This window comes from Pseudonocardia ammonioxydans (assembly GCF_900115005.1).
Taxonomy (GTDB): Bacteria; Actinomycetota; Actinomycetes; order Mycobacteriales; family Pseudonocardiaceae; genus Pseudonocardia; species Pseudonocardia ammonioxydans.
Map to the genome: position 1 here is coordinate 103,647 of NZ_FOUY01000011.1, position 20,210 is coordinate 123,856.

Below are 20,210 nucleotides of genomic sequence, written 5' to 3' on the forward strand. Positions count from 1 at the left end.
GTGAGCACGATCGGTGACCGCGGAGCGGCGTTCGGGGAGCTGGCCCGCACCGCCGGGCCGGCCGGGTTCCTGCGCGGTCGCGTGGTGTCGGTGCACCGGCGGGCGGTCTACCTGCGCTTCGGGGACGTGCTGGTCGCGCACGTGGGGACGGGGGTCGACGCCGGGCCGCTGCACCTGCGCGGCCCGGTGCTCCCGCCGGCCCGGCCGGGGGAGGCGGTGCGCTGCGACGGGGCCCGGATCGAGGCCCGACAGTGGGCGGTGCGCTGCGACGTCCCGGACCGCATCGGCGTGCTGCCCGGTCCCGGGGAGCTGGCCCGGGCCCGGCACCGGGGAGCGCCGGCCGGTGCCCGGGTGCCGGCCGAGGCCGGTGCGGCCACCGGCGCCGTCGCGCTCGCGGTCCGGGACGGGGACCTCGCCGGTGCGGCCGACCTCCTGGGCGGGCGCGGGCCGGGTCTGACCCCGGCCGGCGACGACGTGCTCGCGGGCCTGTTGCTGGTCGCCCGGGCGTTGTGGGGCCCGGCCGCCGAGCCGTGGCTGACCGGCACGGCCGGGCGGGTGCCCACCACCGGGCACGCGCGCGCGTTCCTGCACTGGGCCGCGCGCGGACAGGGGCTCGCGCCCGAGCACGCCTGGCTCGCCGCCGTGGTCTCCGGCCGCCCCGGCGAGCGGCTCCGGCTGGAACACCGCCTCGCCGGGATCGGGGCGAGCTCGGGCCGGTGCCTGGTCGCCGGGTTGCGGCTGGGGCTCGCTCAGCTGCCGGTGTCGCCGGTGGAGACCCAGGTCAGCACCGCGGCCGCCGGACCGGGGTTGTGACAGTGCAGCGGGTGACCACCCGGCACGTGCAGCGAGTCCGCCTGCTCGAGTGCGTAGCGCTCGCCGCCCACGGTCACCTCGACGGTCCCCGCCAGCACCAGGAGCAGGTCCTCGGCGAGCCGGGCACGCACGTCGAGCGCCGCGCCCGGCTCGACCTCGACGACCGAGCCCTGCAGCGCGAACCGGTCGGACGGCCCGGTGAGCCCGGTCCGGGCCGTGCCGGGTAGCGACGGCAGGGGCGGCCGGTCCGCACCGCGCACCAGGTGCGCCACCGGGACCGGATCGCCGTCGCCGTCGACGAAGTACCCGATCGGGCGGTCCAGCGCCGCGGACAGCTTCAGCAGCGTCGTGACCGTCGGGATCATGTCGCCCTTCTCCAGCTTGTGGATCGCAGCGGACGACACGTCGGCACGGCGTGCGAGCTGCTGGAGGGACAGGCCGGCCTGCTGGCGCAGCCGGTGCAGCTTCGGGCCGATCGAGCGCACGATCGCCTCGTGGCCGGCCCCGGCGGCGTCGGTGTCGTGCGCCGGCGCCGCGTGATCGTCCGCCGCGGCTGCGGATCCGCTCATCGGGTCTCCTTGACAGAGCAATATCGATTAGTATCGTAAACGCACATCAACCATGGTGAACAGCTCGCCGTCGAGCGAGCGGATCCGGCGTTCACGACCGGTCCATCGTAGTCAGCGACGAAGGGGGCCTCGTGCCGCACAAGACCGTGATCGTGGGAGGCGGTGCCGGTGGCCTGGGCGCCGCCGGTGGGGTGAAGGCGGCCCGGCCCGACGCCGAGGTCGTCGTCTACACCGAGTACGAGGACGTCGCCTACAGCCCGTGCGGGATCCCCTACGTCCACGGCGGCGAGATCCCGGACTTCGAGCGGTTGTTCCTGGCGACGAAGGAGGCCTACGTCGAGGCCGGGATCGACGTCCACTACCGGACACGGGTGAGCGCGATCGACACCGGCGCCCGGACGGTGACCGTCGACGGCGAGGGGGAGATCGGCTACGACACGCTCGTCCTCGCGACCGGCTTCGACTACGCCGACCCGGGCGTCCCCGGCGGCGACCTGGAGGGTCTCTACTACGTCAAGAACATCCGGGACGCGATGGAGTGGGACAAGGTCCTCGACTCGGTGAAGCGGGCCGTGGTGATCGAGGCGAGCCCGCTGGGCGTGGAGATGACGACCTCGCTCGCACACCGTGGTATCGAGACCCACCTGGTGGACCCGCACCCGTGGCCGCTGGCGGAGATGGCCGACCCCGACATCATGGCGCCGGTCGAGGAGTCGTGGCGCGAGCTCGGGGTGCACGCGCACTTCAACACCACCCTCAAGGGCTTCCTCGGCCAGGGACACGTGTCCGGAGTGGACACCTCCGACGGCGAGATCCCCTGTGACCTCGTGGTGGTCGCGACGCACAAGGAACCCAACGCCCGGCTCGCCGCGGCGGCGGGCCTCACGATCGGCACGACCGGCGGCATCGTCGTCGACGAGCGGATGGCGACGTCCGCCCCGGGGGTCTTCGCGGTCGGCGACTGCACCGAGATCCCGCACGGGCTGACCAGGGTGCCGCTGCAGGGCCTGACCGGCAGCCACGCCTATGCCCAGGGCAAGACGGGCGGGACCAACGCCGGCGGGGGGTCGAGGACCTACCGGGCCGTGTACGTCCCCTGGGGCACCCCGGCGGGCAAGTGGGTGATCGGTGGTGCGTCGTTCGGCGAGACCACGGCCACCGCCCTCGGGATCCCCTACGTGCTCGGGCAGGCCCAGGGCATCTCCCGCGCCCGCTACTACCCGGGGGTCAAGCCGGTGAAGGTGAAGCTGCTCGCCGAACCCGGGTCCCTGCGGCTCATCGGAGCGCAGATGGTCGGGCAGGAGGGGATCAAGGAGCGCGCCGACTTCCTCGCGACGGCCGTCCGCTTCGGTCTGACCCTGCACGACCTCGCGACGATGGAGAACGTCTACTCCCCGGCGATCGGCGCACTGAACGAACCGATCGTGATGGCCGCCAACAACGGCCTGGACGAGCTGCGCAAGGCCGGGAGGTTGTGACGATGGGGTTCACCAGGTGGCTCCGGGAGAACTCCGAGCACTACCTGATGGTGGGCGCGCACGAGCAGCTCGCCCGCCGCTATCCCGGGACCCGGCGGCCGCGGTCCCCGCACGGACCGGCCGAGCTGTTCTGGCTGCGGGTGTTCGCACCGGTCTACCGGGCCCTCCCGTGGCCGATGCGCCACCGCATCCTGCGGGCGATGCCGGGCAGCCACCGGCGCAGCTGGGCCGAACCGCCCCGACCGTCCGGTCCGGCGGTCTGACGACACACGGTGGGCGGCCGCCCACCGGGCAACACGACGCAAAGGAGCATCCCGTGGTTCAGGTCGTTGGTGAGCGGGTCCAGAAGGGCGACGCGATCGTCGACTACGAGGACAAGGTCTTCGAGGACATCCAGGCGGATGCCGGTGAGAAGGCCTACATCTTCATGCACACCGTGCCGTTCGAGGGATCGGTGGGTCTGGTCAACATGCTGACCGCGACCCGGGTCCGCCGGAAGGGTTTCGACACCAGCATCGTCATGTTCGGCCCGGCATCGCTGATGGTCTCCGCGTCCCGCGGATACCCGAAGGTCGGCGACGAGGCGTTCCCGGGCGCGCTCGGCTACAACAAGCAGCTGCAGACCTTCATGGACGAGGGCGGCAAGATCTACGCCTGCCGCTTCTCCGCCGCGGCGCTGTACGGCATGCGCGAGGTGGACATGATGGAGGGCGTCAAGCCGATCAACCCGCTGGACGTGCTCGACGCCCAGCTCACCGCCCGGCGCGAGGGCGCACTGGTCATGCAGACCTGGACGGTCTGACCGGTCCCGGTCCGCCGCCGGGCGGGTGCCTGCGGGCGCCCGCCCGGCGCCGGTCGCGGCGCCGCGACCAGGAGAGGAGCGAACTGCGGTGGACTCGATCGCCGACATGGGCGGTATGCAGGGTTTCGGACCGGTCCCGGCCCCGGAGGCGGACGAGCCGCCCTTCGCCGAGACGTGGGAGGGCCGTGCCTTCGCGCTGACGGTCCTGACGATGGGCCGGATCTCCGGGCAGAACCTGGACGCCTTCCGCCACGCGCTGGGGCGGTTGCATCCCCTGGACTACCTCAGCGACGGCTACTACGGGCGGTGGCTCAACGCCGCCGAGCTGATGCTCACCGACAGCCGGATCCTCGCCCCCGGCGCGGTCGACGCCCGGGTGCGACGCAACCGGGGCGAGGACGTGACCGAACCGCCGCTGCCCGAACCGCGGCGTCCGGACTACGCGCCGACGGCGGCCGGTTCCTTGCGTGAGGTGGACGACCCGCCCCGGTTCGCCGCCGGCGACACCGTGCGCACGCGGGACCTGCACCCGACGGGCCCGACGAAGCTTCCGCTGTACCTGCGGCGCCGGACCGGGACGGTCGCCGCGCTGCGGCCCGCGCACGTCCTCCCCGACACCCACGCGGTGTTCGAGGGGGAGAACGCCCAGCACGTCTACACCGTGAGCTTCCGGTCCCGGGACCTGTGGGGGCCCGAGGCCGAGGACTTCACCCTGCACGCCGAGCTGTTCGAGAGCTATCTGGAGCCCGACTCATGAGTGGTCCGACGGACCGGATCCCGCCGGCGTTGCGCACCGAGGCGCTCGAGCAGTTGCTCGTCGAGCGCGAGCTCGTGGACCCGGCCGTGATGGACAAGTTCATCGCCACCTACGAGCGCGACGTCGGTCCGATGAACGGCGCGAAGGTCGTGGCGCGGGCCTGGACCGACCCCGCTTACCACGAGCGGCTCCTCGCGGACGGCACCGCGGCGATCAAGGAGATGGGCTTCGGCGGGCCCCAGGGCGAGCACATCGTGGTCCTGGAACAGGCCGCGGACGTCCACCACGTCGTGGTGTGCACCCTGTGCTCCTGCTACCCGTGGCCGGTGCTCGGGCTGCCGCCGAGCTGGTACAAGGACCCGGCCTACCGGTCGCGGGTGGTCCGCGAGCCCCGCGCGGTGCTGGCGGAGATGGGGCTCGACGTGCCCGCCGACCGCCGGATCGAGGTCTGGGACTCCAGTGCCGAGGTGCGGTACCTGATCCTGCCCCGGCGCCCGGCCGGCACCGAGGACTGGGACGCCGAGCGGCTGGCCGGCCTGGTCACCCGGGACGCGATGGTCGGAGTGGCCGAGGTGGGGGCGCCGTGACCGGGACGTGTGGCACGCCGACGGCCGTGCTCGACGTCGAGGGGGCCGCGGCGCCGCCACGGGCGAACGGCGAGCTGGTCTTCGCCGAGCCGTGGGAGAGCCGCGCGTTCGGGATGGCGGTCTCGCTCTCGGAGCAGGGCGTGTTCGCCTGGGACACGTTCCGGGACCGGCTGGTGGCGCGGATCGCCGCCTGGGAGGCCGAGGCGGGGCCCGATGCCCCCGGCTTCCGCTACTACACCTGCTGGCTCGCCGCGCTCGAGGACGTGCTGGTGGCGTCGGGCCGGCTGGCCGCGGACGAGGTCGCCGCGCACTCGGCGGTGCTCGCCGCACGACCGGCGGGCCACGACCACGGCGGCCACGGCCACGGCCACGGCCACGGCCACGGTCACGGGCACTGACCGGTAGCCGGAGCGCGGAACCCGACGGCGGGCCCCGAAGCGGGGGCCCGCCGTCGTCGTATCGGTCGTCGTCGTCGTGGTCGGCGCCGATCAGCGCCCCACCGGCACCGACCGCACCTGCTCGTAGACCGCCGCGTGGGCCTCGGCGCTGCGCTGCCAGGTGAACGCGGGCAGGGTGGCGCGGCCACCCCGCCGGAGCCGCTCGCGCAGCGCGGGGTCGGTCATCAGGGCGTGCATGGCGCCGGCGATGGCGGCCGGGTCCCCGACCGCGGGCAGCAGGGCGTTCGCCCCGTCCTGCAGGTACTCGTGAAAGACCGGCAGATCGGAGGCGATGACCGGCAGATCCGCCGCCATCGCCTCCAGCACCGCCAGCCCCCATCCCTCCTTGACCGAGGGGAACAGCAGCGCGTCCGCGCTGCGGTACCACCCGGCCAGGGTGTGGTCGTCGAGCGTGCCGAGCAGGACGACGTCCCGTCCGAGTTCCAGGCCCATGCCGGGCAGCGCGGCGAGCGCCTCCTCGCGGTAGGCAGCGTAGTCCTGGAAGGAGTGGCCACCGACGATCGCCAGCACCGGCGGCGGGGTGGGGGAGCCCGCCCGGTGCAGCCGGGCCAGGGCCTCGAACGCGTACCGGGTGCCCTTGCGCGGTTCCACGCCGCCGACCGAGAGGAACACGAACCGGTCCTCGTCCGCGCCGAGGGATCGGCGCAGCTCGGCGCGCCGGTCCGCGGCGGCCGGGGGGAACCGTCCCGGATCGACGCCGTTGGGCACGACGGTCGCGGGGACGCCGTACTCCTCGTGCAGGATGCGTTCCCACTGCCGGCTCACCACGAGCACCCGGTCCGGCTCGGTGATCGCGGCCTTCTGGCACTCGATCAGGGCCGGGGTGGTGAAGTCGTCGACGTGGTGCACGGTCCGCACGACCGACACCGGTGCCCCGGCGTCGCGCACCCGGGCCGCGGCGCGGGCCGCGATGCAGTCCTGGGCGTGCAGGACGTCGAAGCGTCCCGCCAGGTCACCGAGTGCCGCGGTCAGCGCGTCGATCGAGGCGTGCACGCGGTCGGTGAGCGTGCCGGAGCGGTCCGGGGCCGGCAGCACGGTGTACGGCACGCTCGTCGGGCGGAACAGACCGGCCGCCGGGTCGCCCTGGGTGACCAGGTGCACCGGGTGGCCTGCGGCGTGCAGCGCCTCGGCGAGCTGCAGCGTGTGCACCATGCCGCCGCGCGGCGAGGTGGAGTGGGTGACCAGCGCCAGGCCCGTCACAGCGGACGCTCCACGAGCTCCGGGGCCCGGGCGGCGATCGCCGCCGCGGCCAGCGCGGCGCGGGCCGCCGTCCGCGGGACGATGCACCCGGCCTCGGCGAACGCCGCCCGTTGGCGGTCGAGGCCCTGCGGGTCCTGCTCGGTGCCGAGCACGTAGACCACGATCCGTAGGCCGCCCCGGCCGATGATCTCGGCGCAGAGCGGGGCGAGCGCCGAGGCGGGGTCGGGGTGGGAACCGTGGCCGAGGACGACGTCGAGCAGTACGACCGCCACCCCGGGTTCCTCCCCGGTCTCGCGCAGGTGCTCGATCCGGGCCTCCGGGTCGATCATCGGGTGCGGGCGGCCCCGGGTGAACTCCTCCTCACCCAGATCGAGGCAGACGTGGGCGCCGGCCGGTGCGGGCAGCGCGTGGCGGTCGTCCAGCGGGGTGTTGGAGTGGACCGGACCCAGCTCCTGCTCGAGCAGGACGAGCGCCTCGTAGCAGAGGGTGCCGCCGGAGAACAGGCCACGCACCAGGCGCCGGTCCCCGGGAAGGTCGCGCACGGCCGCGGCGACCTCGTCGCGCAGGCCGGCCGTGCTGTCCGGGAGGGGGTGCCCGAGCCGGCGCAGCACCGCCGTCGTCCCACCCTCCAGCGTGGACGCCCGCTCGACGGTGGGCGGATCGTCGTCGTCGGCGGTCTTCTCGAGCCCGATCAGCGCCGCGACCAGCGGGGTGTCCCCGGCCTCGGCCAGTACGGCACGGGCCACCGCGGGGTCCGGCGGCTTCGACACCAGCAGGATCGCGTCGGTGTCCGGGTCGGCGGCCAGCGACCGGACGGCGAGCCGGCCCATCGGCCCGCCCACGGCCGCGGTGAGGTCCCGCCCGCCGAGCCCGATGACGTGCCGCACCCCGATCCCGGCACGGTCCAGCAGGCTCGCGGCCTCCTGGGCCCCGGTGCCCGCCGCCGCCACCACGGCCACGGTGCCGGTGCGCGCGGCCGGGTCGCCGACGACGTTGGCGAAGCCGAGACAGGTCCGGTCCAGCATCGCGGTACCGGCGCCCGGCCCCATGACCAGCAGGTTCTCCTCCAGCGCCCGCTGCTTGAGCGCGACCTCGTCCTCGACGGGGACGTTGTCGCTGAACAGCAGGACGTGCAGGCCGTTCGCGAGTGCCTTGGTCGTCTCCAGCGCGGCGTAGTCGCCCGGCACCGAGACGACGGCGACCGTGCTCCCGGGCTGTCGCGCGAGGGCCTCGGCGAGCGTGCGCGGGTCGGCCTCCTCGCGGGTCCCGGGACCGTCGTCGCGGGCGGAGAACATCGCGGCGCGCCCCGCCTCCTCGGCGGCGGCCGCGGCGTCGTCGTCCTCGGCACGCACGGCCAGGACGAGGTCGCCGGCCCCGGCGCCGTCCCAGCCCGCCGGGTCGAACCCGTTCTCGGTGAGGGTGGCGAGGTTGGCCTCGGTGGCCATCGCGGCCGTGGCCCACTCGACCCCCGCGACCGCGCGCATGGCGCGGGTCCCGGACAGCTGGACGACCGAGTCCAGGTAGGTGTCGCGCAGCACCGTCACGGTGGTCGTCATCCTCGCGCCCCCACGATCCGGGTGCCGACGGTGTCGTCGGCACGGTCCTCCCCGCTGTCCAACGACGGTCCGGCACGTTCCGCGGTGGTGATCACCGCGGTGGTCCCGCCCTCGCGCAGGAACCGGATCGCGGCGCGGACCTTCGGTCCCATCGAGCCCTCGGGGAACTGGCCGTCCTCGAGGTGCTTGACGGCCTCGTCGACACTCATCTCGGTGATCGCCCGCTGGTCCGGGCGGCCGAAGTCGAGGTGCACCTTCTCGGTGTCGGTGACGAGCACCAGGGCCTCGGCGTTGACCGAGCTGGCGATCCGCTGCGCGGTGAGGTCCTTGTCGATGACGGCGTCGATCCCCTCCAGCCCCGGGTCGCCCGCGATCACCGGGATCCCGCCGCCACCTCCGGCGACCACGATCATGTGCTGGTCGATCAGCGCCCGGATCGCGTCGATCTCGACGATGCCGACCGGCCGGGGCGACGCCACGACCCGGCGGTGGCCGCGGTCGCCGTCCCGGGCGACCACCCAGCCACGCCGGGCGGCGAGCTCACCGGCCTGCTCCTCGGTGAAGAACGGCCCGACCGGCTTGGTCGGCGTCGCGAACGCCGGGTCGTCCGGCTCGACGAGCACGTGCGTCACGACGGAGACCACCCCGGTCAACCGGCCGCGTCCCTCGGTCAGCAGCGCGAGGGTGAGCAGGCTCCCGAGCTGTCCCTGCGACATCGCGCTGGTGGAGAACAGCGGTTGCGCCGGGACGATGCCGGCGGCCTCCTCCTGCTGGATCGCGAGGTTGCCCACCTGGGGGCCGTTCCCGTGTACCAGTACGACGTTCCACCCGGCATCGCGGAGCCCGCAGACCGCGCGTGCCATCCGGCGTGCGTTCGCCGCCTGTTCGGCGTGCGTGCCCGACTCCTTGCTCCGTGTGATGGCGTTCCCGCCCAGTGCCACGACCGCAGTCTTGGGCATCAGCGCCCACCCCACTTTCCGACCGGCCCGATCGATTGACGTCTACGATCCGCCACGGCATCTACTATAGTGTACGAATCACGTGGCGGACATCAGCGACGTGATCGGAAGGCGCACATGTCGGAAGGCGCACATGGATGAACTGACGACGATCCCGCCGTCGCCGCCCGTGCCTGCGGCGGACGGTGACGGGCACGCCGCCGTCCGCCGTCGCTGGCGCGCGGCAGGGGACCGCCTGTGGCTCGTCGCCCTGTCCGACGGCGAGGCCTACCAGCGGGCCGCCGGTGCGGTCGGGCGGCTGCTCGACCGGCTGCGCGCGCAGGCCCACTCGGTCGAGGACCTGCTGCGGGTGGAGCAGGACCCGGCCGGGCACCTCGCCGGGGACGACCTCCCGGCCGCACCCGGCCCGGACCTGCTCGCCGCGGCCTGCGCGATGCGGGCCGACGAGATCGACGCGGCGGACGGGGCCCGGCGACGGCGCGCCGCGATCGGCGCGGCCCGCGACGCGGGCGCGACCTGGGTGACGCTCACGTCGACACCGACGCGGGTCGTCGAGATGCACCTCGGGACCGGGCGGGCCGTCGTCGCGACGTCGGACCTCTACGACCCCGACCGGCCCTACGTGGTCGGTGCGGCGCTGCTGGACGCCCGCACGGGGGACACGCTCGCCGGCACGGACGAGGAACAGGCGTGCGCGACCCACGACGCGTGGGCCGCGGCACGGGCGGCACGCCGCAACGAGATCGAGCGTGCGGCCCCGGCACGCGACACCGCAGGACACGACCCGATGGAGGGCTCATGACGGCAGCACCCGGGACCCGCGACGCGCAGGACACCGCGGACGGCACCGCCGGCGGGACCGGCGATCTCGGTGAGCTGATCGCGGCACTGCAGAGCCACGGCGTGCGGGTCGAGACCACGGTCGAGTCGCGTACCGGCGGTGCCGGGCCCACCGACTCCGGGATGATCTGGCTCGAGGGCAGGCCGGTCACCGTGCCGACCGTGACCGACCCGCAGGCGCCGACCCCGTACGTGCTGCGCCCCGAGGACGGTGGCGGCAACGGGATCTACCGGGACGGGCAGCGGCTCGCCGGGGTGTCCCGGTCGCTGCGGCCGCGCTTCTACGACCTCACCACCGCGGACGGCGTGCCGTACGAGAAGATCGCGCTGCTGCACCTGGACTCGCTGGCCAGCACGGTGGTGCAGGCGTGCAACTACTGGAACACGTCCGACCAGTGCGGGTTCTGCGGGATCGGGCTCTCGCTCGACTCCGGGGCGACCATCGCGCGCAAGACGCCCGAGCAGCTCGCCGAGGTGGCGGTCGCCGCCCGCGACCTCGACGGCGTCGTGGACGTCACCCTCACCACCGGCAGCTCGAACGCCCCCGACCGCGGCGCGCGCTACGTCGCCCGCTGCGGGCGGGCGGTGAAGCAGGCCAGCGGGCTGCCGGTGGAGATCCAGTTCGAGCCGCCGCGGGACCTGAGCATCCTCGACGAGGTGTACGCGATGGACGGTGCCGACGCCGTCGGCATCCACATCGAGACCTTCGACCCGGACGTGCTGGCCCGGGTCGCGCCGGGCAAGTTCCGGACCGGCATCGAGACCTACTTCCGGACCTGGGAGCGGGCGGTCGAGCTCTGGGGCCGGGGCCGGGTCTCCACCTACGTCATCCTCGGGATGGGGGAGGACCCGGAGCTGATCGTCGAGGGGTGCCGGCGGGCCGTCGACATCGGGGTCTATCCGTTCGTGGTGCCGCTGCGGCCGGTGGCGGGGAGCCTGTTGCAGGACGCTCGGCCGCCGTCGAGCACCTACAGCTCCGGGGTCTACCGACAGGTGGCCGACTACATGACCGAGCAGGGGATGAGCGCCGACGACGCCGTCGCCGGCTGCGCCCGCTGCCAGGCCTGCTCGGCGATCGACGCGGTGCAGCGCCAACCCACGATGCTGCAGATCGGCCCCCGACCGGCGAGCCTGTCGTGACCCGGGCCGAGCCGTCGCCGGCCCGCACGGCGACCGGTGTCCACTGCACGGTCGTCACCGGCGCCGACATCGCCGAGCACCACCGGATCCGGCACGCCGTGTTCGTCACCGAGCAGGGCGTGTTCGCCGACAGCGACGTCGACGCACACGACGCCCGCCCGGACGTGGTGCACGTCCTGGCGACGCTCGGCGGGCAGGCGGTCGGGACGGTGCGCCTGTACCCCGTCGACGACGCGGGCCTGTGGCGCGGCGACCGTCTCGCGGTCCTGCCCGGACGCCGGACGGCCGGGGCGGGCGCGCCGCTGGTGCGCTTCGCCGTGGCGACCGCCGCGGCCCGCGGGGGCACCCGGATGGTGGCCCACGTCCAGCCACCGAACCGCCGGTTCTTCGAACACCTGGGCTGGACGGCCGGGGGAGTGGAGACCTACGCGGGCTTCCCGCACGTCGCCATGACGATCGGCCTGCGCCACCCCGGCGGCGAGGTCAGCGCCGGCGGGGACATCAGTGCAGCACCGGGCGGGGCAGGAGCAGCCGGCCCCGCCGGGTGAAGTCCTCGCGCAGGTCCGGGGGCAGCCCGGCCCGGATCCGTTCCAGGGCCGGGTCGCGCTCGGTCCCCGGGCACACCGAGGCGACGACCAGGGCGGAGGCCGTGCGCCGCGCCGCCGCGGCGGCCTCCGCGTCGCGGCCGAGGTGGGCCAGCGCGAGCGCCTCGTACTTGGCCGACTGGAACCGGCGCGCGTGCTCGAGCAGCTCTTCGGCGAGCTCCGGCCGCCACCGGGCCTGCATCTCGAGCAGCCGCATCTCGGCCCGCTGGCGGAACGGCAGCGAGAGCTCGAGCAGGGTCGCGGCCTCCTCGACCCGGCTGCCGGCGTCGTCGTCGCGCCCTTCCAGGAGCTCGCAGTCGGCCAGGGCGAGCAGCGCGTGCAGCGCCTGCTCCAGCTCGAGCGCACCCCCGCCGCTGCGGGCGAGGTCGACCGCGAGCTCGGCGTGCCCGCGGGCCAGGTCGACCCGGCCCAGCTCCTGCCACAGCCACGACGTCGTGGTCTCGATCCCGGCGCGGTAGTAGTTCACGCCGGCCTCGTCGATCAGCCGGCGGGCCCGGTCCAGCGACCGCAGCGCACCCGCGAAGTCGCCGCTGTCCCCGCGGGCCAGTGCGCAGAAGAACAGGCTCTGCAGCAGCGTCCGGAACTCCCCGGTGCGGGCGCAGAGCCGGACGGCCTGCAGCAGCGCGACGCGTGCCTCGTCGAACCGGTCGGTGTGCTGCAGCAGGGCGCCGCGGTAGGCGGTCGCGGTGGCGGACAGCACGTCGTCGGCGTCGGTGGCGAGCACCTCGTCGTAGGCGGCCGCGGCACCGGAGTAGTCACCGTCCCAGTGCCGGACCCGGCCGAGCAGCAGCACCGAGCTGCGCCGCGCCCCGGGAGCGGCGGCCGCCGACTCGGCCAGGTACCCGGCCTGCTCGGCGAGGTCCACGGTGGCCAGCGCGTCGCGGGCGTGCAGCGCGGTCCAGCCGAGCGCCTCGAGGGCGTTCGTCTCGAGCGCCTCGTCCCCGTGGTCGCGTGCGGTCCCGAGCGCGTGCTCGTGGTCGTCGCGCGCGTCGTCGTAGCGGGCCAGGTCGCAGCGGACCGATCCGCGCCGCAGCATGGCCTGGGCCGCGAGGATCGGGTCCCCGGCGTGCTCGGCCTGCTCGACCGCGCGGGTGAGCATCCGCTCGCTCTCGGCGTGGGCGAACACGAGGTGGGCGGCGTCCGCGGCCTGCAGCCAGGCGCGGGCCGAGTCCCGGTGGTCGCCGGCGGCGGCGAGCTGACCGGCCGCCGCCTCGGGGCGGTCGGCGAACAGCGCGGCGGCCCGGCGGTGGCGGCTGGCCCGGACCGGTCGCGGGGACTCGTCGTAGACGATCCGGCGGAGGATCTCGCTGGCGAAGCGGAAGTCGTCGCCGTGGGCGCCGAGCAGTCCCGCCCGTTGTGCGCGTTCGCAGCGCTGCGCGCAGACCTCCACCGGTTGCTCGGTGAGCGCGGCCAGGTCGTCGAGGGTGAACGAGCGGCCGAGGACCGAGGCCTGGGCGAGCACGTCGCGGACGTCGTCGGTGGTGGTGGCCAGACGCCGCAGCAGGGCGTCGTGCAGGGTCGCCGGGATGTCCGGGCCGTCGTGCTCCGGGTGTTCCGGAGCCGGGTGCCGCAGCAGCTCGCTGACCAGCAACGGCGATCCGCCGGTCCAGGCGAAGAACCGGTCGAGGTCGTGCCGCGACCCGGCCTCGCCGAGCAGGGTCCCGACCGCGGCCCGGTCCAGCGGGCCGACGTCGAGGACGACGGCCACGTCCTCCAGGCCCGCGGTCGGGTGCGGGTACTCGCCGGCGTTCTCGGTCGCGACGGTCAGCACGGCGTTGCCGGCGAGCCGCTCGCTCAGGTAGTGGAGGGCGTCGATGGTGGACTGCCCGGCGTTCTCGATGTCCTCGATACCCACCAGCAGCGGTCGCTGTTCGGCGACCCGGCCCAGGAAGCCGGCCAGCGCGTCGACGGTGCGCCGGTGCTGCATCTCGGACACGTCGGACGACGCCGCCCGCTCGTCCAGCTCGGGGACCAGCACCGTCAGCGCCCGCCGGTCCGCGTCACCGAGGAGGTCCGCCGCGTCCGGCAGGTGGTGGGCGAGCACGCCGCGCACGACGTCGGCGAGCGGCTGCAGGTACAGCGACCGTTCCGCCTCGGCGCAGCGCACCGTCACCGCGGCACCGCCCGACTCCTCGGCCCGCCGGGCGACCGCGGCGCCGAGCGTGGACTTCCCGATGCCGGTCTCGCCGCGCAGCAGCGCGATCCGTCCGTGCCCGCGGACCGCGTCGTCCCACAGCCGCGCCAACGTCGCGATCTCGCGGTCCCGCCCGACCGGCCCGGCACCGGGCCGGTGGGCGGCGGCGCCGTGCTCGGGGGCGGGCGTTCCCCGCAGGATCTCCAGGTGCAGCCGGTTCGACGCCGCCGACGGATCGAGCCCGAGCTGGCCGGCGAGCTCCGTACGCAGGCGTTCGTAGACGGCGATCGCGTCCGCCGGGGCGCCGCGGGACACGTGCGCCCGCATGGCCGCCCGGGCCGCCTGCTCGTCGAGCGGGTTCGTCGAGAGCGCACGCGCCGTCTCCTCCAGCGCGATCTCGAGCTCCCCGGTGTCCAGGGCCGCCGCCCAGCGGCAGCGCCGGGCCCGGTCGAGCACCCCCTCGGCATCGTCCCGGACCGTGTCGCTCCAGTCGCTGTCCGGCTCGTCGGCCAGCGCCGGCCCGGCGTCGAGCAGCCGGACGGCGTGTCCGGCGTTGCGCAGCGCGGGCCCGGAGTGCCCGTGCGCGAGCTCCCGCTCGGCCAGCGCCGTGAGGTGCGCGGCCTCCACCAGGTCGACCGTCGTCCGCCGGTCGTGCACGAGCCGGTAGGCGCGGGGGCCGCCGTCGATGCGCTCCCGGCCCAGCGACCGGCGCAGCCGGCTCACCAGGGACGCGACGTTGCGCAGCGGGTCGCTCGGTGTCCGCTGTGGCCAGAGGCGGTCGGCGAGCGTGCTGGTCTGCACGAACTCGCCCTGACGGGCGGCGAGCATCGCGAGCAGCCGGCTCGCACGGCCGCTCGGCACCGGGGAGGCGAGGTCACCGGTCACCGCGAGGGAACCGATGAGCCTCACCTGGACGACGCCGTCCTGCATGGTCGTCACTCTATCCGTGCGCGGCTCCGCCGCCCGTGAGTGGTTATCGCGGTCAGAGCCGCGATAGCCACTCACGGTCACCCCAGTTTCGCCTCGACCGCGTCGAACCCGCCGTCGGTGTAGAGCGAGCGCACCACCTTCTTGTCGTACTTGCCGACCCCGGTCTTCGGGACCTCCCGCACGAACAGGAACCGGTCCGGGATCGACCACTTCGCGAAGTCGACCGCCAGATGGGTGCGCAGCTCGTCCTCGGTGAGCGAGTCGTCGGTCGGCACCACGCAGGCCAGCGGGCGTTCGAGCCACTTCTCGTCCGGGATGTTGACCACGGTCGCCTCGCGGACCTTGGGGTGCGCCATGAGCGCGTTCTCCAGGTCGATCGAGGAGATCCACTCGCCACCGGACTTGATCAGGTCCTTCGAGCGGTCCTTGAGGATCACATAGCCGTCGCCGTCGATCGCGCCGACGTCACCGGTGCGGAACCAGCCGCCGACCATGTTCTCGGCGGTGCGCTCGTCCTCGTAGTAGGCGCTCGCGGTGAACGGGGAGCGGACCCAGAAGTCGCCGACGCTCTCGCCGTCCCACGGCAGCTCCTCGCCCTCCGGGCCGAGGATCCGGATCTCGACCAGCGGGATCGGCTGGCCCTGCTTCTGGCGCAGCGCCAGCAGCTCGTCGTCGCCGGCGCTCTCGCGCAGCGTGCTCTTGATCGCCGAGAAGCAGATCTGCGGGGTGTTCTCGGTCATCCCCCAGCCCTGCGTGACGTAGGTGCCGTACTGCTCGGCCCACCAGTTCATGATCGCCTTCGACGGCGCCTGGCCGCCGAGCCACATCGTCCGCAGGCTGCTGAGGTCCCAGTCCTGACCGGAGGTGTGCACCGCGTCGCGCATCAGCGTCCCGATCGTGACGGCGGCGTTCATGCCGGTCACCTTCAGGTCGGAGACCATCCGGACGTAGTCGAGCGGCTGCGGGTGCGCGCCCGGCAGCACCAGCGTGCTGCCCTGCAGCAGCGCGGTGTGCGGGATGTTCCAGCCGTTGCAGTGGAACATCGGCGCGACCTCGAGCCAGACCTGGTCCTCGCTCATGCCGAGCTTGTCGTGCATCGCCAGGCACATCGCCTGCAGCACCATTCCGCGGTGGCTGTAGACGACGCCCTTCGGGTCACCGGTGGTGGCCGAGGTGAAGCAGATCGCGGCGGCGTCGTGCTCGTCGAACTCGGGGAACTCGTACTCGTCGGACTCGGCGGCGATGAGCTCCTCGTAGCTGTACACGTTGGACAGCCGGGTCTCGGGCACGGTGTCGCCGAACACGACGAACGTCTCGACCGTCGGGATCCCGAGGTCCACGAGCTCCTCGACGAGCGCGAGCTGGTCCGGATCGAAGATCAGGACCTTGTCGGAGACCTTGTTGATCGTGAAGCGCTGCTGCTCGGGGAACAGTCGCAGGTTCACCGTGTGCAGGACCGCGCCGGTGCCGGGGACACCGAAATAGGTCTCCATGTGGCGGTAGTGGTTCCAGCCGAGCGTGCCGACGCGGTCGCCGTGCCCGATCCCGAGCCTGCCCAGCGCGTTGGCGAGCTTGCGTACCCGCGTGCCGTACTCGCGATAGGTGTACTCGTGGTACTGCCCGTCACCGATCCTGGTGATGATCTTCTTGTCGTGGAAGAGCCGCTCGGTGCGCCACAGCAGGGAGCTGAGCAGCAGCTGGCGGTCCATCATCAAGCTCTCCATCGAGCAACCCTCCTGAGGTGTGACCTGGGCCGCGTCGGACTATCTCTATAGAATTCTCGACTGTCAAGGTGATCCGCGCATCTGTCGGTGAGCGTGCCTGCTTCACCGGCCGATGTCACTCCATGGGCTGGTCATCGCGGTGTCATCGGCGAGGAAACGGACGCCGAGGCCATCGCGGGACGCGGCGGCAGATCGTCGTGTTGACATGATTCTATGGAATGTGGAACGTTCACCGCCTATGGTCCGGGTCACTGCCGGGCCGGGTGCCCGGTCGCGCCCACGGGCGCCGGGCCCCAGCACCTACCGCAACGAGGAGGAGGTTCTGGACGTGGCAGACGACAAGATCAAGGTGACGGTCCTGCCGACCGGCACGATGCACGCAGACCTGACGTGGCTGCTGATCGACCCGTCGCGGATGGCGAGCGCCTCGAACCCGGACAAGCAGAAGGACTGGGTCGAGGTCCCCACGCACGCCGTCTACATCGAGCACCCGGACGGCAAGAAGCTGCTGTGGGACACCGGCGTGCCGCGGGACTGGGTGGAGCGCTGGGGGCCGACCGGCCTGGACCAGTTCTTCCCGGTCGACGCCACGACCGAGGACATGTGGCTGGACTCGCGTCTCAAGCAGCTCGGCATCGAGGCGGGCGACATCGACTACCTGCTGCTGTCGCACCTGCACCTCGACCACGCCGCGAACGCCCAGTTCTGGAACGGCACCGGGACGACGATCCTGGTCGACGAGGCCGAGAAGGAGGGCGCGTTCGGCTTCGACGGCTACAACAAGGGCGCGCACATCAAGTCCGACTACGACGGGCTCGACCTCACCACGATCAACGAGGACACCGAGATCCTCCCCGGCATCACGCTGCTGCGGACCCCGGGCCACACCTGGGGCACCCTGTCGCTGCAGGTGGACCTGGCCGACTCCGGAACGATGATCTTCGCGTCCGACTCGCTGTACCGCAGTGAGAGCTACGGCCCGCCCCCGATCGCGGCCGGCATCGTCTACGACACCGTGGCCTGGTTCAACTCGGTGGAGAAGATCCGCTCGATCCAGGAGCGGACCGACGCGACGATCGTGTTCGGTCACGACCCGGTGCAGTTCACCGAGCTCAAGCTCGGCCCGGGCAACAGCTACACCTGATCCGCCGCGTCCGGGCCGGCGCGGGTCGCCGGCCCGGACCGTGGGCGAGTTGGTCCGAAGACAAAAACTCTATAGAATTCCGGCCGGAAGTTCGTGCGGCCCGTGTGTCTGCCGGGTCGCCCCCCGTGGCTGCATCGCGGCCGAAGGAGTGATCGATGAGCACCCCGACCGAGCAGCTGTACCTCGACGGCAAGTGGGTGGACAGCACCGGCAGCGGCACCGTCCCCGTGATCGACCCGGCCACCGAGGACGTCATCGGGGCGGTACCGGAGGGCACCACCGAGGACGTGGCGCGTGCGGTGGAGTCGGCCCGTGCGGCGTTCCCCGGCTGGGCCGCGACACCGCCGTCCGAGCGGGCCGGGCACCTGCAGCGCCTGCACGACGGCCTCGCGGCCCGCGCCGAGGAGATCGCGGCGACGATCGCGCGTGACGTCGGGACGCCGATGCGGATCGCGAGCCGCATCCAGGCCGCGCTGCCGCAGACCGACGTGTCGACCTACGTCGAGATCCTCGGGAACGAGGAGCCGGAGCAGAAGGTCGGCAACTCGCTGATCGTGCGCGAGCCGGTGGGCGTGGTCGCCGCGATCACGCCGTGGAACTACCCGCTGCACCAGATCACCGCCAAGATCGCGCCCGCGCTCGCGGCCGGCTGCACGGTCGTGGTCAAGCCCAGCGAGGTCGCGCCGCTGGTCGTGCGGCAGCTGTTCGAGGCGATCGACGAGGCCGGCTTCCCGCCCGGGGTGATCAACCTGGTGCACGGCCTCGGGCCGACGATCGGCGAGGCGCTGGCCACCCACGACGACGTCGACATGGTCTCGTTCACCGGGTCGGTCCGCGCCGGTTCCCGGGTCGCGGAGCTGGCCGCGCGCACGGTGAAGAAGGTGACCCTCGAGCTCGGCGGCAAGTCGGCGAACGTGCTGCTCGACGACGCCGACTTCGGGTCCGCGGTGAAGATGGGCGTCGCGAACGCGTTCCTCAACGGCGGGCAGACCTGCACGGCCTGGACCCGGATGGTGGTCCCGGCCGACCGCCAGGACGAGGTGCTCGAGCTGGCCCGGGCCGCCGCCGAGGGCTTCGTGCCCGGCGACCCGCAGGACCCGAAGACCAAGCTGGGCCCGATGGTGTCCGCGGCCCAGCGCGACCGGGTCCGCGGCTACATCACCCGGGGTGTCGAGGAGGGTGCGCGGCTGGTCACCGGCGGCGCCGAGGCCCCGGCCGGGCAGGAGAAGGGCTTCTACGTGGCCCCGACCGTGTTCGGTGATGTCGATCCGGGCTCGACGATCGCCCAGGAGGAGATCTTCGGCCCGGTGCTCTCGGTGATCCCGTACCGCGACGAGGAGGAGGCGCTGGCGATCGCCAACAACTCCGAGTACGGCCTGCACGGCGCGGTCTGGTCGGCCGATCAGGACCGGGCCCTGGCCTTCGCCCGCAAGGTCCGCACCGGTCAGATCGACGTCAACGGCGGCGCCTACAACCCGTACGCGCCGTTCGGTGGCTACAAGCGCTCCGGCGTCGGCCGGGAGATGGGCACGGCCGGCCTGGAGGAGTACCAGGAGATCAAGTCCATCCAGCTCTGAGCGACGACGACGGCGGGGTCCGGATCCGGGTGCGGGCCCGGACCCCGTCGTCGTTCCGGCGCTGGGCACGGGCCCCGCCAGGGTTCGCTCGGTGGGAGGCCGGGGTTGCGGGGCCGTCGCGGCGGCGACGAGGTCGGGCCGGTGCAGCGGGTTGCGGCGTGGTCGCCCGGGATCCAGGGCGGTGCCGGCTCCCGGGGTGGGGAAGCTGAGCGCGCGTCATCCCCCGAGGGTGAGGTGCACGTTGCCGGTGTTGACCTGCTCGGCCGTGAAGGTGACCTCGCCGCGGCGGGCGACCTCGACGCTGTAGTAGTCCGAGCGGTCGACCTGGTCGACGTCGAAGCTGTAGACGCAGGAGGGGCCGCTGCGGCGGCCGGAGCGGAGTTCGCCCATCCCGGAGATGCGGCCGTCGGCGTCGCGGATGACGACGGGGGTGCCGCCGGTGATGTCGCTGTATCCGGCCGTGGTGCACGGCGAGGTGTAGGAGTAGTTGCTGGTGAAGTAGCTATTCGGGGTCAGCGTGAGGGTGCCGGTCACCCGGATCGGGGCGGCGCCCATGACCGCGGCGAGGACCGCAAACAGCGCGAGCGGGACGCCGAGCGCGAGCCCGATGTAGAGGTAGCGGCGGCGGGTCCGGTCGGTCAGCGCCGGATGGCGGGCCGGCTCCGGCTGCGGCGACGGCGGCGTCTCCGGTGACGGCGACGGCGGCGGCCCGGTGGGCGGCGGGGTCTGCCGTTGGGCAGGGATCGCGTCGGGCGCCGGGGGCGGCGGTGCAGTGAGGCGGTGCGGGCGGCGAGCTCGTGCGAGTGCCGCGGGGGAGCCGGGGCCGGGCTGAGGGTTGGGTGCGGATGGAGTAGTCACATCGCTGCGATCGGCGGTGCGAGATGGGCCGTTACGCCTGCTCACGGCTACATCATCAGTTCTGGGTATCCGAACCGGA

General features: G+C 73.4%; 19 protein-coding genes. 12 read left to right on the forward strand and 7 right to left on the reverse strand.

The window, feature by feature from the left end:
• A complete protein-coding gene (locus tag BM093_RS12955) occupies positions 1-813 on the forward strand; it encodes an oxamate carbamoyltransferase subunit AllH family protein (RefSeq protein WP_177238440.1) in 813 nt (270 codons plus the stop codon).
• Here BM093_RS12955 and BM093_RS12960 read toward each other — a convergent pair.
• Positions 750-1,382, reverse strand: a complete 633-nt coding sequence (locus BM093_RS12960; RefSeq protein WP_093342127.1) for a helix-turn-helix domain-containing protein — start codon at positions 1,380-1,382, stop codon at positions 750-752. The two genes, BM093_RS12955 and BM093_RS12960, sit on opposite strands and share 64 nt — an antisense overlap.
• Before the next feature lie 131 nt (positions 1,383-1,513).
• Here BM093_RS12960 and BM093_RS12965 point away from each other — a divergent pair, with 131 nt between their 5' ends.
• The 6 genes from BM093_RS12965 (at position 1,514) to BM093_RS12990 (ending at position 5,404) form a co-directional block, all read left to right on the forward strand.
• Positions 1,514-2,860 (forward strand): FAD-dependent oxidoreductase, encoded by a 1,347-nt coding sequence (locus tag BM093_RS12965; RefSeq protein ID WP_093342131.1) that lies wholly within the window; start codon positions 1,514-1,516, stop codon positions 2,858-2,860.
• 2 nt (positions 2,861-2,862) lie between these two features.
• Positions 2,863-3,123 carry a hypothetical protein gene (locus tag BM093_RS12970; protein ID WP_093342134.1) on the forward strand — a complete coding sequence of 87 codons (261 nt, stop codon included), beginning with the start codon at positions 2,863-2,865 and terminating at the stop codon, positions 3,121-3,123.
• A 53-nt stretch (positions 3,124-3,176) separates the two neighbouring features.
• The gene (locus tag BM093_RS12975) at positions 3,177-3,662 is read left to right on the forward strand and encodes an MSMEG_0572/Sll0783 family nitrogen starvation response protein (protein ID WP_093342137.1); all 486 of its coding nucleotides are present in this window, start codon (positions 3,177-3,179) and stop codon (positions 3,660-3,662) included.
• 88 nt (positions 3,663-3,750) lie between these two features.
• Positions 3,751-4,419, forward strand: coding sequence for a nitrile hydratase subunit beta (nthB, locus tag BM093_RS12980; RefSeq protein WP_093342140.1), 669 nt, complete (start codon positions 3,751-3,753; stop codon positions 4,417-4,419).
• Entirely contained in the window at positions 4,416-5,006 is a 591-nt protein-coding gene (gene nthA / locus BM093_RS12985; RefSeq protein WP_093342142.1) for a nitrile hydratase subunit alpha, read from the forward strand. The genes nthB and nthA overlap by 4 nt, the downstream gene beginning before the upstream one ends.
• Positions 5,003-5,404 (forward strand): nitrile hydratase accessory protein, encoded by a 402-nt coding sequence (locus tag BM093_RS12990; protein WP_093342145.1) that lies wholly within the window; start codon positions 5,003-5,005, stop codon positions 5,402-5,404. The genes nthA and BM093_RS12990 overlap by 4 nt, the downstream gene beginning before the upstream one ends.
• Before the next feature lie 90 nt (positions 5,405-5,494).
• On the opposite strand, the gene BM093_RS12995 is transcribed toward BM093_RS12990, so the two are convergent.
• Genes BM093_RS12995 through BM093_RS13005 form a run of 3 tightly spaced genes read right to left on the reverse strand, consistent with a single transcriptional unit; the run spans position 5,495 to position 9,179 of the window.
• Positions 5,495-6,664 carry an MSMEG_0565 family glycosyltransferase gene (locus BM093_RS12995; protein WP_093342148.1) on the reverse strand — a complete coding sequence of 390 codons (1,170 nt, stop codon included), beginning with the start codon at positions 6,662-6,664 and terminating at the stop codon, positions 5,495-5,497.
• Positions 6,661-8,220, reverse strand: coding sequence for an AllF/FdrA family protein (locus tag BM093_RS13000; RefSeq protein WP_093342152.1), 1,560 nt, complete (start codon positions 8,218-8,220; stop codon positions 6,661-6,663). Before BM093_RS13000 ends, BM093_RS12995 begins: the two co-directional genes overlap by 4 nt.
• Positions 8,217-9,179 (reverse strand): carbamate kinase, encoded by a 963-nt coding sequence (locus tag BM093_RS13005; protein WP_093342373.1) that lies wholly within the window; start codon positions 9,177-9,179, stop codon positions 8,217-8,219. The genes BM093_RS13000 and BM093_RS13005 overlap by 4 nt, the downstream gene beginning before the upstream one ends.
• A 133-nt stretch (positions 9,180-9,312) precedes the next feature.
• On the opposite strand from BM093_RS13005, the gene BM093_RS13010 reads away from it, so the two are divergent.
• Genes BM093_RS13010 through BM093_RS13020 form a run of 3 tightly spaced genes read left to right on the forward strand, consistent with a single transcriptional unit; the run spans position 9,313 to position 11,707 of the window.
• On the forward strand, positions 9,313-9,981 hold the full coding sequence (locus BM093_RS13010; protein ID WP_093342155.1) for a hypothetical protein: 669 nt from the start codon (positions 9,313-9,315) through the stop codon (positions 9,979-9,981).
• Entirely contained in the window at positions 9,978-11,159 is a 1,182-nt protein-coding gene (locus BM093_RS13015) for an MSMEG_0568 family radical SAM protein (protein WP_093342159.1), read from the forward strand. The genes BM093_RS13010 and BM093_RS13015 overlap by 4 nt, the downstream gene beginning before the upstream one ends.
• Entirely contained in the window at positions 11,156-11,707 is a 552-nt protein-coding gene (locus BM093_RS13020) for an MSMEG_0567/Sll0786 family nitrogen starvation N-acetyltransferase (protein ID WP_093342162.1), read from the forward strand. Before BM093_RS13015 ends, BM093_RS13020 begins: the two co-directional genes overlap by 4 nt.
• Here BM093_RS13020 and BM093_RS13025 read toward each other — a convergent pair.
• Both BM093_RS13025 and BM093_RS13030 read right to left on the reverse strand, forming a co-directional pair.
• Entirely contained in the window at positions 11,661-14,828 is a 3,168-nt protein-coding gene (locus BM093_RS13025) for an ATP-binding protein (protein WP_093342165.1), read from the reverse strand. The two genes, BM093_RS13020 and BM093_RS13025, sit on opposite strands and share 47 nt — an antisense overlap.
• 77 nt (positions 14,829-14,905) lie before the next feature.
• Positions 14,906-16,552, reverse strand: a complete 1,647-nt coding sequence (locus BM093_RS13030) for a long-chain fatty acid--CoA ligase (protein ID WP_093342168.1) — start codon at positions 16,550-16,552, stop codon at positions 14,906-14,908.
• 328 nt (positions 16,553-16,880) lie between these two features.
• On the opposite strand from BM093_RS13030, the gene BM093_RS13035 reads away from it, so the two are divergent.
• Together BM093_RS13035 and BM093_RS13040 are read left to right on the forward strand one after the other, a co-directional pair.
• The gene (locus BM093_RS13035) at positions 16,881-17,696 is read left to right on the forward strand and encodes an N-acyl homoserine lactonase family protein (protein WP_177238441.1); all 816 of its coding nucleotides are present in this window, start codon (positions 16,881-16,883) and stop codon (positions 17,694-17,696) included.
• A gap of 155 nt (positions 17,697-17,851) precedes the next feature.
• Complete coding sequence (locus BM093_RS13040) at positions 17,852-19,273, forward strand: aldehyde dehydrogenase family protein (RefSeq protein ID WP_093342175.1); 1,422 nt, start codon at positions 17,852-17,854, stop codon at positions 19,271-19,273.
• Positions 19,274-19,489: 216 nt separating this feature from the next.
• Here BM093_RS13040 and BM093_RS35075 read toward each other — a convergent pair whose 3' ends face one another.
• Positions 19,490-20,176: a hypothetical protein gene (locus BM093_RS35075; protein ID WP_143105362.1), complete on the reverse strand. Its 687-nt coding sequence runs from the start codon at positions 20,174-20,176 to the stop codon at positions 19,490-19,492.
• Positions 20,177-20,210 lie beyond the last annotated feature (34 nt).